General features: G+C 49.4%; 13 protein-coding genes. 7 read left to right on the forward strand and 6 right to left on the reverse strand.

All coding sequences use genetic code 11. The annotated features are described in order from the left end of the window. Positions 1–224: 224 nt before the first annotated feature. Entirely contained in the window at positions 225–503 is a 279-nt protein-coding gene (locus HMPREF2907_RS07655; RefSeq protein WP_060974903.1) for a hypothetical protein, read from the reverse strand. 294 nt (positions 504–797) lie between these two features. Between HMPREF2907_RS07655 and HMPREF2907_RS07660 the strand changes: the two genes are divergently transcribed. The 4 genes from HMPREF2907_RS07660 to HMPREF2907_RS07675 all read left to right on the forward strand — a co-directional run bounded on the left by HMPREF2907_RS07660 (position 798) and on the right by HMPREF2907_RS07675 (position 4,075). Continuing rightward, positions 798–1,490, forward strand: a complete 693-nt coding sequence (locus HMPREF2907_RS07660) for a S24 family peptidase (protein WP_070681805.1) — start codon at positions 798–800, stop codon at positions 1,488–1,490. A gap of 208 nt (positions 1,491–1,698) precedes the next feature. Continuing rightward, complete coding sequence (erpA, locus tag HMPREF2907_RS07665; protein ID WP_003680162.1) at positions 1,699–2,037, forward strand: iron-sulfur cluster insertion protein ErpA; 339 nt, start codon at positions 1,699–1,701, stop codon at positions 2,035–2,037. A 331-nt stretch (positions 2,038–2,368) separates the two neighbouring features. Further along, entirely contained in the window at positions 2,369–3,040 is a 672-nt protein-coding gene (locus tag HMPREF2907_RS07670; RefSeq protein WP_070681808.1) for a hypothetical protein, read from the forward strand. 192 nt (positions 3,041–3,232) lie between these two features. Beyond that, positions 3,233–4,075 carry a class II glutamine amidotransferase gene (locus tag HMPREF2907_RS07675; RefSeq protein WP_039408243.1) on the forward strand — a complete coding sequence of 281 codons (843 nt, stop codon included), beginning with the start codon at positions 3,233–3,235 and terminating at the stop codon, positions 4,073–4,075. A gap of 53 nt (positions 4,076–4,128) precedes the next feature. On the opposite strand, the gene HMPREF2907_RS07680 is transcribed toward HMPREF2907_RS07675, so the two are convergent. The 5 genes from HMPREF2907_RS07680 to tldD all read right to left on the reverse strand — a co-directional run bounded on the left by HMPREF2907_RS07680 (position 4,129) and on the right by tldD (position 10,325). Further along, positions 4,129–4,470 carry a hypothetical protein gene (locus HMPREF2907_RS07680; protein ID WP_049227947.1) on the reverse strand — a complete coding sequence of 114 codons (342 nt, stop codon included), beginning with the start codon at positions 4,468–4,470 and terminating at the stop codon, positions 4,129–4,131. A 130-nt stretch (positions 4,471–4,600) separates the two neighbouring features. Continuing rightward, positions 4,601–5,668 carry a Fic family protein gene (locus tag HMPREF2907_RS07685; protein WP_070681811.1) on the reverse strand — a complete coding sequence of 356 codons (1,068 nt, stop codon included), beginning with the start codon at positions 5,666–5,668 and terminating at the stop codon, positions 4,601–4,603. A 145-nt stretch (positions 5,669–5,813) separates the two neighbouring features. Next, positions 5,814–8,087 carry a Tex family protein gene (locus HMPREF2907_RS07690; protein ID WP_070681814.1) on the reverse strand — a complete coding sequence of 758 codons (2,274 nt, stop codon included), beginning with the start codon at positions 8,085–8,087 and terminating at the stop codon, positions 5,814–5,816. Between the two features lie 127 nt (positions 8,088–8,214). Next, a complete protein-coding gene (locus HMPREF2907_RS07695; protein ID WP_039409704.1) occupies positions 8,215–8,673 on the reverse strand; it encodes a hypothetical protein in 459 nt (152 codons plus the stop codon). A gap of 155 nt (positions 8,674–8,828) precedes the next feature. Beyond that, positions 8,829–10,325, reverse strand: a complete 1,497-nt coding sequence (gene tldD, locus HMPREF2907_RS07700) for a metalloprotease TldD (protein WP_210388597.1) — start codon at positions 10,323–10,325, stop codon at positions 8,829–8,831. Positions 10,326–10,510: 185 nt separating this feature from the next. Between tldD and HMPREF2907_RS07705 the strand changes: the two genes are divergently transcribed. The 3 genes from HMPREF2907_RS07705 to HMPREF2907_RS07715 all read left to right on the forward strand — a co-directional run bounded on the left by HMPREF2907_RS07705 (position 10,511) and on the right by HMPREF2907_RS07715 (position 12,496). Next, positions 10,511–11,011: a hypothetical protein gene (locus HMPREF2907_RS07705; protein WP_070681817.1), complete on the forward strand. Its 501-nt coding sequence runs from the start codon at positions 10,511–10,513 to the stop codon at positions 11,009–11,011. Between the two features lie 186 nt (positions 11,012–11,197). Beyond that, on the forward strand, positions 11,198–11,860 hold the full coding sequence (locus tag HMPREF2907_RS07710; protein WP_070681820.1) for a PspA/IM30 family protein: 663 nt from the start codon (positions 11,198–11,200) through the stop codon (positions 11,858–11,860). Positions 11,861–11,968: 108 nt separating this feature from the next. Then, the gene (locus HMPREF2907_RS07715; protein WP_070681823.1) at positions 11,969–12,496 is read left to right on the forward strand and encodes a hypothetical protein; all 528 of its coding nucleotides are present in this window, start codon (positions 11,969–11,971) and stop codon (positions 12,494–12,496) included. The last annotated feature ends 47 nt before the right edge of the window (positions 12,497–12,543 follow it).

Raw genomic sequence — 12,543 nt, forward strand, 5'->3', positions numbered from 1 at the left:
GTCGTCTGAAAATTTTCAGACGACCCTTAAATATACAGTAGTGGTCAATATTTCAGTACGGATCCAACCGGTTTGTTAGCCTCATGCCTGTACGTTGGATATAAATGCCTAGTTGGGTCGGAGAAAGTATTTTCAGACGACATAGAAGGTCGTCTGAAAAGCTTTGGTTTGAAAAAGTAGGTATCGGCATTCTATAAAACTGCACAGTTCCGGAAATGCAGCAGTTATTCGTACACAATTCCTGCAATTATCTCATGTTCGTTCAACCCGCCGTATTGTTGTTCCCAATCGTGTGATGCTTCGAGTGTATCGCATTCTTGGGCGACGGATAATTGGATACCGTCCATTTTGTCGGAGGCCATTCCGCTAAGGCGGTCGCACATCTCGGCAGAGAGATGTTGTTCGGAAGATTGATGGGCTTCTGAATAACTGAAAGGAAATGCCAAAAATCCTAAAACGAAGGCAGCAACGGCGAGCCATGCATTTTTACGGTAACGGGTCATTATATCCTCCAATCAAATAAAACTAAGATTTTTCTTACTTGCTTGTGTCAAACAGCCTTTGCTTCATGAAAATCTGATTACAATCATCGTAATATATGCCATGTTTTACCTGATTATGGCTGAAGAAGGCCTGGTTTTTTTGAAGCGTTGGAAGAATCATACTAAGCAAAAACAAAAAATGCAATACTTTTTCTTAATTCAACTAATATTTTTCTTACATTTTTAATAAAACTAAGGTAAAATAAACCCACAAGTGCTTCATTGTAGGAGGCACATTTCAGCCTGAGGATCGATATGGATACATTTAAAGACAGATTGGTGTTTTTGTGGAAAGACGAAGCGCGCCAAGCCAAAATTGCCGCAGACATTGATATGACCATTGCGGGATTTAGTAGGATTTGGAACGAAGGCGGTTTGCCGAAATCGGAAACTCTAAAAAAAATCAAACAACTGAAAGGTTGCAGTATTGACTGGCTGTTGACTGGGGAGGGGAGTCCGTTCCCTAATGTGCAAGTTCCGTCTTCTACTGCAGTTGCTTATGATACATTGGGTAATCTGGTTGATATCGACGAGTTTGTCTTTGTTCCGCGTTATGATATTCAGGCTGCCGCCGGACATGGGCGGTTAGTAGGTGATGAAAAACCTGTTTTTACCATGGCATTCCGTCGGTATTGGGTAGAAAATTATGTTACCCGTGATACTAAAAACCTTTCCGTTATTTCGGTCAAGGGGGATTCTATGGAAGGGGTTTTGAATGATGGGGATACTATTTTAATCAATCATGCTGAGACTGCGCCGAAGGATGGGCTGTACGTTTTGAGGCTTAATGAGAATTTGTTGGTAAAACGATTACAGCTGATGCCAGGCGGGGTGGTGAATGTGATTTCCGCCAATGAGGCTTATCCGACTTTTGAAATTGATTTGAATAATTTGACTGACGATGTTGCCATTATCGGGCGTGTCGAGTGGTTCGGGCGAAATATTTGAATGGTGTAGTCCTTGTATTTTCAGACGACTTGTTAAGTAGTGGTTTATGGTTTTTATCTCTATTGATAAATATAGAAGTGGACTCCATCTTGCATGGAGAAGTCCGTGAAGCTGCAACTCTTGATGCCGGTCAATCTGAGGGCAGACTTGCTTTAGGTTAAGGTTTGCAGGACAATATCGAAAATATTCATATAAAAGGAAACACATCATGTCAGACGAAAGTCCAATTATTTTCACTGATAGCTGCTGTACCAAGGTTGCCGATTTGATTGCAGAAGAAAACAATCCCGATTTGAAATTACGCGTGTTTGTTAATGGCGGAGGTTGTTCGGGATTCCAGTATGGTTTTACTTTTGATGAAATCAAAAATGATGACGATTTTGAAATTCAGAAAAACGGCCTGACTTTCTTGGTGGACCCGATGAGCTACCAATATTTGGTTGGTGCGGAAATTGATTACACTGAAAGTTTGCAAGGATCGCAATTTGTTATTCGTAATCCGAATGCAGAAACGACTTGCGGTTGCGGGTCATCCTTCTCAGTTTGAGCCATATGTAGATAAAAAAGGCCGTTTGTTTATACAAACGGCCTTTCGTTTGTAATTGCTTTCCAATAAAAATCATCTGTCTTATAATCTATAATTCCCTTTGGGAATATTTACTCATGTACTATCTGTTATTTGATTTACATTCAGCTTGGTGCCGATAGGTTGCATACCCAAAGCTAATTATCAGATAGTTGGGTAGTTTAGGAAGTTTCGGGAGTAGTGTCTAAGTCAGATGATAGGTTGACGGATCGCTGCCGTGTATCATGGTATAAGCAAAATCAAGCCGGTTTCCGTGAATGGGATTAAAAGTTCGGTTTGTTCTAGGATAACAATGAAAAAATCTGACAAACTTTACGATGTTTATGTTTCTTATCCTCCAGATGTCGATCGTGAGCGTATCAACTCATGCTTATATGATAATTTGCCGGAAAAAGAAGCAGAAGACTTGGTTCAGGCTCTTTCTGAGCGTCCGCAAGCGATTATTGCTGAAAATTGCACACAGGATGAACGTGAGAATGCGCAGCAGTATTTCAACTACTTGGGGCTTGATGTTATTGTGCGTCAATCCATGGAGTTGCAGGTAAGCAGTGAGACTGAAGATGAAAACGAGGAAGTTTCTTTAAAGCAATGCCCCGTTTGTATGACGATAACTGAGGATGTGGCGGCAGAGGAATGTGCCGTTTGCCATTTTCATTTTGCCAGTGCAACCGAGCAAATTATCCAACGCAAACGCATCGAATGGCAGGAAAAGGTGGCGTTCGAGCATAAAAAACAAGCTGAAATTGAGCATAAACTGCAGCTTGAAAAAGAGCGTGAAGAGAAGATGCTGCGTAAAGAAATCCGTGCGGAACTTGAAAGCAAATTGCGGCAGGAGTTGAGGCAGGATCCTAGGCTGGTGGGTCTTGCTTCCAAACGCAATATGATTGTTCTGGTTTCTGTTTTGGGTGTGTTGGCTATGTTCGGCTTGGTGGCGGCAGGATATTTGGCAGCCAAATACCTTTGATGACTGCTTTTAAATTTGCATATATCGTAGGCCGGATTTTGTTTTGAAATCCGGTTTTTGCTATTGGGGTATGCTGCTATGAAGGTTCATATTGATTTTGTGAGGATGCTATATCGTGTCTATTGAAACGGACTGTCCAATGTACCATAATCCGATTGTTCCATTCCTATTAAAACAATAAAGGTCAAAATCATGTGCCAACTGCTCGGCATGAATTGTAATACCCCAACGGACATTATGTTTTCCTTTGAAGGCTTTCGCCGTCGCGGCGGCATTACCGACCATCACGCCGATGGATTCGGTATCGGTTTCTTTGAAGGGAAAGGTGTACGGTTGTTTCACGATGATAAGCCCAGCGCAAATTCCCCGGTTGCCGACTTGGTTCGCGCCTATCAAATCAAATCTGAAAACGTCATCGCCCACATCCGTAAAGCCTCGCAAGGGCAGACTTCTTTGGCCAATACCCATCCTTTTATGCGCGAAATGTGGGGCGAATATTGGCTCTTTGCGCATAACGGGCATTTGATTGATTTTTATCCGGAACAAGGCGAGTATTACCATGCTGTCGGTACGACCGACTCCGAACGTGCATTTTGTTATATCCTCAACCGGCTTCGCAGCCGCTTTGCTGAGAAACCTGATTCCGATACTTTGTTTGATGCCGTTGCTGCGCTAACTCATGAAATTCGCCGCTTCGGATTGTTCAATTTTGTGATGTCAAACGGCGACTGCCTGTTTGCCCATGCCAGTACGCTACTGCACTATATCGTGCGTAAAGCTCCTTTCGGCAAGGCACGGCTTTTGGATGATGACGTGATGATTGATTTTTCCGCAGTTACCACCCCGAATGACAAAGTCTCCGTTATTGCCACATTGCCCTTGACCCGCGACGAAACTTGGTCGCAATTAGCCGTTGATGAATTGGTCATGTTTCGAGACGGTGATATTGTCCGCAGCGACCGCCCCGAAAGCCCTGTTTACATGAGTGCGGAAGAGGGGTTGGCAATCGCCCGCGCAGTCGGCGTGTCCGTATAAATATGAAAGGTCGTCTGAAAAATGTTCAGACGACCTTTTTCATGTCGCTTTTATCAATAATTGGTCGAGCAGAACTGCTCACGTTTGTCCGCATCGGCGGCATAACAAGTCAAGCCCATGCCCGCCGCGTTGCTGTTGTTCGCCTTCGCTCCCGGTTTTTTGTTCACCAAAACCTTGCCGTTTTTCCCAATCTCCACGGTTACGCCTTTACCGTTTTTCAGCTTCCATTTCAATACCTGCGCATCGGCATTCTGACACTTATTGACCGTACAGCCGCCTTCAGCCGCGACATTACCATTTTTATAAATCACACATTGCTGCTGACTGTCGGTACAGGCCGCATAGGCAGCAACGGAAAAACAGGAAATCAGCGCGGCAAACAAAACAGGTTTCATGGTTTGGACTCCTTGGGTGGTGATGATGGGTTGGTAATATTTGGAACTATACGCCTGTTTGTATGGGTAAACCAGCGGGTATGAGATAAGTAATATATTGATTTAATATTTAAATAAATTTCTAATTTTATCAATCAGTTGGTAATAAAATATTCATTAGCGCGATATTAATATAGTAGTTGCTTCTGCCTATCTTTTCTTTATGCAGGAATCCACCTTCTGTCAGTTCGTCCAGATATTTGGCGGCACTGGGGCGGGAAACGTTCAGCGTTTTCATCAGGAAATCGATTTTTGTGTAGGGATGATTGAACAGGTGGTTAATCAGGTCTTGGCTGTAGAAGTTGAAGTTTTCCCTGATGCGGTGTTTGTAGTCCAGCATCGCCTGATGGATGTGCTGCACGGTATCGATGCCGTCCTTGGCGGTTTGTTCCACGGCTTCCAGCATATACAGCAGCCAACCTTCCCATTCACCCGTATCGCGTACGTGTTGCAGCAGGCGGTAATATTCGCTTTTGTTCCGCACCAGATAGCGGCTGAGGTATAAGACGGGAATATCCAGCAATCCGGTTAAAACCAGATACAGCACATTGATAATCCTGCCTGTTCTGCCGTTGCCGTCGTAAAACGGGTGAATGCTTTCAAACTGGTGGTGGAGCAGCGCCATGCGGATCAGCGGATCGATAGGTTTTTCCGTGTTGTCGTCGTTGATAAATACTTCCAATCTACCCATCAGGTGAATGATGTCATCCGTATGTTGCGGCGGCGTATAGACGGTTTCGCCGGCACGGTCGTTTCTCAGCATCGTCCCCGACTGTTGACGGAATCCGGCACGGTTCTTTTCCAACTCGGCCTGTATCGTCAAAATATGATTGTTGGTCAGCATTCCGTGTTCTTGGATAAGGTCGAAGCCGCAATGCAGCGCTGAAGCATAATTTTGCACTTCTTTGATGGCAGGACTGGACGGACTTGCCGATATTCCTGCACGGAACAGTTCGTCATGGGTGGTAATGATATTTTCGATTTCGGAACTGTCTTTGGCTTCCTGCAAAGACAGCGTGTTAATCAGAATGCCTTGGTTGGGAATGCTGCGGCAGATGCCTTTTAATTCGGCCAGATAACGATGTGCGGAATTCAGTTTTTTCAAGACAGGGACCGTTTCGAGGTCTGCTTCGGGAGGGAATTGTTCGATCGAGTACATTTTAGGTTTTCGGTTAATTAATAAAAAAATCCCATTTTTTTGCTATATCGCTTCGATATGATAAAAAAACGGGATTTTTTTTACAATTTAATTTTATTTATTTGTTTCAAAACGGTTTTAATTTAAATAGCACTTCAGACTACTGTTACCGCTTCAACTTCGCAAACGCATCCGCCATCGCCGAATTGGTCGGGGCACGGTCGTTGCGTTGGGGTTTACGGTCGCGGCGTTCCTGATGTCGGGTTTCAGACGACCTGTTGCCTTTGGCTGCGCTACCCGCCTCGTCATCCAGTCGCATGGTCAGCGCGATGCGTTTTCTGGCGGCATCGACTTCCAGCACTTTCACTTTCACCACGTCGCCGGCTTTCACGACTTCGCGCGGGTCTTGGACGAACTTATTGGACAGGGCGGAGATGTGCACTAGGCCGTCCTGATGGACGCCGATGTCCACGAACGCGCCGAAGTTGGCGACGTTGGAAACCACGCCTTCGAGTATCATGCCGACTTGCAAATCGCTGATTTCGTGGATGCCTTCGGCGAAGGAGGCCGTCTGAAACTCGCCGCGAGGGTCGCGGCCGGGTTTTTCCAGCTCGGACAGGATGTCCAGAATGGTCGGCAGGCCGAAGCGTTCGTCGGTGAAGTCGGACGCTTTGATTTGCTTCACGCGCTCGCGGTTGCCGATGAGTTCGGCGGCGGTAATGCCTTGTTGCGCCAGCATTTTGGCGACGACGGGATAGGCTTCGGGGTGGACGGCGCTTGCGTCCAGCGGCTCTTTGCCGCCGTTAATCCGCAAAAAGCCCGCCGCCTGCTCGAAGGTTTTTTCGCCCAAACGCGGTACTTTCAGCAATTTTTTGCGGCTGTCGAACGCGCCGTTTTCATCGCGGTAGGCGACGATGTTTTGGGCAAGGGTTTGATTCAAACCGGAAATCCGCGCCAAGAGCGGGGCGGAGGCGGTGTTCACGTCCACGCCGACGGCATTCACGCAGTCTTCGACCACCGCGTCCAGTGATTTGGCGAGCTGGCTTTGGTTCACGTCGTGCTGATACTGGCCCACGCCGATGGATTTGGGGTCGATTTTGACCAGTTCGGCGAGCGGGTCTTGCAGCCTGCGGGCGATGGACACCGCGCCGCGCAGGGAAACGTCCAAGTCTGGGAACTCGCGTGCCGCCAGTTCGGACGCGGAATAAATCGACGCGCCGGCTTCGGACACGACGATTTTGTGCAGCCCCATTTCCGGCATTCCGCGCACCAGTTCGCCCGCGATTTTGTCGGTTTCGCGGCTGGCGGTGCCGTTGCCGATGGCGATGAGCTTCACGCCGTGCTGTTTAATCAGGCGAGACAGCGTTGCCAACATATTGTTTTCTTGGTGCAAATAGACGATGACGGTATCCAGCAGCTTGCCCGTGTCGTCCACCACGGCGCATTTTACGCCGTTGCGGTAGCCGGGGTCGAGACCCAGCGTGGTCAGCCGTCCGGCGGGCGCGGCAAGCAGCAAGTCTTTGAGATTGCGGGCAAACACGGTAATCGCGTCGGTGTCGGCGGCTTCTTTCAGACGACCTAAGGCTTCAAGTTCCAGCGACAAAAAGATTTTCGCGCGCCAAGTCAGGCGCACGGTGTCGCGCAGCCATTTGTGGCCGTCTGAAACCTTGAAGCGGCGGGCGATGATTTGCTCGTATTCGCTTTGCTGCGTAATCGGCGTGTCGTCGGGCTGGTATTTGAGCGCGATGTTCAACACGCCTTCGTTGCGGCCGCGCAAAACCGCCAGCGCGCGATGGCTGGGCATGGCGCGGACGGGTTCGCGGTGGTCGAAATAATCGCTGAATTTTTCGCCTTCGGTTTCTTTGCCTTCAACGACTTGCGCGTGGATTTCGGCTTCGTTCCACAGCTTGTCGCGCAGCGTGCCGATGAGTTCCGCGTCTTCGGCAAACTGCTCCATCAGAATCGCGCGCGCGCCGTCCAATGCGGCTTTGGCGTCGGGGACGTTTTCGTTCAGGTAGCCTTGCGCGGCGGCTTCCACGTCCTGCGGCTGCTCGGCAAGCAGCACGTCCGCCAGCGGCTGCAAACCGTGTTCGCGCGCGATTTGCGCTTTGGTGCGGCGTTTGGGCTTGTAGGGCAGATACAGGTCTTCCAGCGCTGTTTTGTTGTCGGCGGCTTCGATTTGCTCCCTGAGGTCGTCTGAAAGTTTGCCTTGCTCTTCAATGCTTTTTAAAACAACGGCTTTGCGCTCTTCCAGCTCGCGCAGGTATTGCAGCCGCTCGGCAAGCTGGCGCAGCTGCGTATCGTCCAGCCCGCCCGTGGCTTCCTTGCGGTAACGGGCGATAAAGGGCACGGTCGCGCCGTCGTCCAAAAGCTCGACGGCAGCGGTGATTTGCGCGGCGGTGGCGGAGAGTTCTTGGGAGAGGATTTGGGTGATGTTCATGGGGAAAGGTCGTCTGAAAAAGTGATTATTATATCAATGGCAGAGAAGGGTGGAGGAGTCGTCTGAAAATGGAAATCGGTTTGGAATACATGTCAAATCGGTTTCAGACGACTTTTATCGTGAGGCATTAGGCTGTCGTTTTCTTTTTCTGTTTTTTTAGCCAGTCCTTTCCTAGCAAGATGCCGATGGTGGCGCAGAAGAGGGCGGCAAACCACAAGTAGAATCCGGCACCGTAGCCAGTAATGCCGATAACTTCGGAATTTTTGTGAATCGTAGTAAGCGAGAAAGTCAGTATGGCGAGGACCCACATAAATACGAGCAGCCATTTCATCATCCATATTTCGATTTGTTTTTGATACCAATACAGAATGACTGCCGCCATCCAAAAATAATTGGCATAGACGGCAAAATAACCAATATTGAAGAAGCCCATAAACCAGCTGAAGAGGGAACCTAGCGTCAAGATATAGATGCCGTTATGGGCTTCCCCTTCTCCGTAGAAAAAGACAGTGCAAAAAAGCGATGTTATCCATAAGATGATGGATAAGGTGTTAAAAAAGGCAGAAATTTTATTTTGGTGTTTCATGGTGGATAATGGTTCTGAATAGGAAATGCGGTTAAAACGGCAAACTTGCCGCTATTTCTGCGTGCGTGGGAATATAGGTTGGCTTGAATATGTTACAAAACGTCGTCTGAAAACCTTAAATACAGTTTTCAGACGACGTTTTATTTTTAATTGCCTTAAATCTCGCTACCGCCGACGGTCAGTCCCGAATCAATCCGCAAGGTCGGTTGTCCGACGCCGACAGGAACGCTTTGCCCGTCTTTGCCGCACACACCGACACCGCTGTCCAACGCGGTATCGTTGCCTATCATGGAAACATGTTTCAACACTTCAGGCCCGTTGCCGATGATGGTCGCGCCTTTGACAGGATATTGCAGTTTGCCGCCTTCGACCCACCATGCTTCGGATGCGCTGAAGACGAATTTGCCGCTGGTGATGTCCACCTGTCCGCCGCCGAAATTGACGGCGTAAATGCCTTTATCGATGGACGCGATGATTTCGTCGGGTTCGTAGCCGCCGTTTTCCATAAAGGTATTAGTCATGCGCGGCATAGGGGCGGAGGCGTAGCTTTCGCGGCGGCCGTTGCCGGTCGATTGCGTACCCATCAGGCGGGCGTTGGTTTCGTCCTGCATATAGCCGACCAAGATGCCGTCCTCAATCAATACGGTGCGGCGTGTTTCGTTGCCTTCATCGTCGATATTGAGCGAACCGCGCCTGTCGGCAATGTCGCCCTGATCAACGACGGTAACGCCTTTGGCGGCAACGCGCTCACCGATTCTGCCTGAAAAAACGCTGGTTTCTTTGCGGTTGAAATCGCCTTCCAAACCGTGTCCGACGGCTTCATGCAGCAACACGCCCGGCCAGCCGTTGCCCAAGACAACGGTCATTTCGCCTGCGGGTGCAGGGCGGGATTCGAGATTAATCAGAGCTTGTTTGACGGCGGAATCGACAAACTGCCGCACCAAAGTTTCATCAAAATAAGCCAAGTCGTAGCGACCGCCGCCGCCCGCACTGCCCTGTTCGCGCCGGTCACCCTGTTTGGCGATGACGGTAACGTTCAGGCGCACCATCGGACGGATGTCGGCGGCGTGCCTGCCGTCGAGGCGGGCAATGTAAATCATGTCGTATTCGCAAGTCAGCCCCGCCATCACTTGCACAATGCGCGGATCGGCGGCTTTGGCAAGCGTTTCCACTTTGTTCAATAAAGCAACTTTGGCGGCGGAATCGAGACCGATAATGGGATTCAGCACCGCATGGACGGATTTGCCGTATGCGGCGGACGGGACTTTGACAGAAGCTTCGCCGCCTGCCGCGCCGATGACGCGGACGGCTTGGGCGGAACGGTTGATCGAATCGATACACAAACTGTCCGCATAGGCAAAAGCAGTTTTTTCGCCCGAAACAGCGCGTACGCCCACCCCCTGATCAATTTGGAAACTGCCCGATTTGACGATGCCCTCTTCCAAATGCCAGCTTTCAAAAGCAGTGCGCTGGCAATAAATGTCGGCGTAATCGACGTGATGCGCGCCGATGATGCTCAGGCTTTTGGCGAGCAGCTCAGGGGAAAGGTGATTGGCTTCGAGCAAATCGCGCTGTACGGTAGCGTAAGTTGAGTGCATGGTTTTCAGACGACCTTCAAGGCTGGGGAAACTTGGGGCTTGATTATACGGCATTTGTTATGGCTTTGGATATGTCGATTGTTTGTATTTATAAGGGGTTAGGGTCGTCTGAAAACAAAGGGCGGATAGGGATGATTTCTCAGATGGACCGGTATTTACATAATTAAACTGTTTTGAACATTGCATCTTGTCATTCCATGTTTTACATTTGCATACAAATGAATACAAATCAAACGAATATGAATGCAACAAACCGTATCCCCGTCAGTGTGCGAATTACTCAAGAAGACGCTGATTTTATTGCCGAATTAAAAATCGAAGGCGCAAATACGCCGTCTGAAAAAATCCGCGAGCTGCTCAAGCAGGCGCGTTTGGCGCATACGCAGACGCGCGATTACGGTTCCGCGCTGACGGCGCAGGAGCAGTTTTTCCAAGCGGCGAAACATGACGTGCTGCACGCGGAAAAGCAGGCGGGGGGGCATTCGCATATCGTGGCGCGTTTGTTTGAGCAGTTGCCCGACTTGGGCGCGACGCTCGCCGCCGACCTACCCGAAGAAGCCGACCTCGACAGTTTGAAGAAATACGAACGCGAACTGATGTGGCGCATCGTCCGCCTGACCGACAGCATCTTGCAGCTCGCCGTAACCGGCAAAGGCGCGGCATACGACGATACCGTGCTGCAACAGCTTGAAAACACTTTGAAACTGGCGAAAATTGTGCAGCAGGCGGGCGAGGTTTGATGTCGTCTGAAAAAATGGGGCGCATGAAATAGAAGTATTTGTTTGCCGCTATTCCTGTACGGGCTGCCATGCCCGAATATTCCGAAAACGCCAAGGTCTGGATTCCCGCCTGCGCGGGAATGACGGATGGTTGATTATCCCCGTGCCAACTTAAATCAAACACATTTTATTGAAAGGAAAATCCAAATGAGCGAAACCCTATCCCGCAGAGTGGGCCGTCTGGTGAGCGGCGGTTTTCATGCCCTGATTGATGCGGCGGAAAACCTTGCGCCTGAGGCGGTTATGAACGAGAGCATCCGCGAAATCGAACGGGCGGTGGGCGAAGTGCGTGCCGAATTGGGCAAAGTGTTGGCGCAGAAACACCTTGCCGCCAAGAAAATGGCGGACGAGAGCAACCGCCACGAAGCCATCGATGCCAACCTGCAAGCCGCCGTAGCCGCCGGGCGCGACGATCTTGCCGAAGCGGGCATCGCCGAACAGATGGACATCGAAGCGCGTCTGCCTGTTTTGGAAAACACCATCGCCGACTGTGCCGCGCAGGAAAAAGAACTTGAAGGCTTTATCGCCGCCTTGCAGGCGAAAAAACGCGAGATGCAGCAGCAGTTGCAAGACTGGCGTGCCGCGCAGCAAAGCACGGGCGCAGGCAAAGCGGCAGGCGGCAGCGACCTTAACCGCATCGCCCGTGATGCCGAAAAAAGCGGCAACGCCTTCGACCGCGTGATGGGTCGTCAGAACGCGGTACACAGCAGCACCGATGCCGCGCAGTTGGCAAAATTGAAGGAATTGGAAGACTTGAGCCGCAACAACCGTATTGCCGAACGATTGGCGGCACTGAAGGCGGGGAAATAAGTTTTCAGACGACCTCCTTTGTCGGAAAGGTCGTCTGAAAACGGTACGAAGGTTACAGGTTGATACAGGAAATGCTTCGTTAAATTGTAAATGGGAACGGTATTATTTATGCACAAACCCTTTGTCCTAATTCGGAAGCATTCCCTGTTTCGCCCTGTGGCAGCGGCAGGCAGCATTCTTCTGTTTGTGTTAGCGGTTTTCAATCCTCCAAACTGGTTTTATGTTTTGTCCGCTATCGTACTGCTTCTGATGTTGTATTTCTTATGGCGTCAGAATAGGGGGATTCCGATCATTTTTCATACTGACGGACAAATTTTTGTCGGTAAAAAACCATATTCCCTTACTCTTGGCGAATTTAAAGGTGTTGTATCTGCATTCTGCCGTTGTGGACAAACCAACTTTTGCCTGAGGATTGCGCTGATTCCGAAAAATGTCTGCCATCCTGTGCTTATTGTGCAAGAAATTTCCGATGTCCCGATGACGTGGCGCAGTGTTCCGAAGCCTCCTCCTGCGGAGTTTGATAACTTACGGGCAGAACTTGCTGATCGCTTGAATCTGCAAGACTTCGGATTTCTCGGCATTATGGGAGACGATGAATGGCACTTTGCCGTAAACCGTCTGCCAAAGGTACACTAAAATACAGATGTAATAATTGAAGGCGGGGAAATAAGTTTTCAGACGAC

Source organism: Neisseria sp. HMSC055H02 (assembly GCF_001813335.1).
Classification (GTDB): domain Bacteria; phylum Pseudomonadota; class Gammaproteobacteria; order Burkholderiales; family Neisseriaceae; genus Neisseria; species Neisseria sicca_C.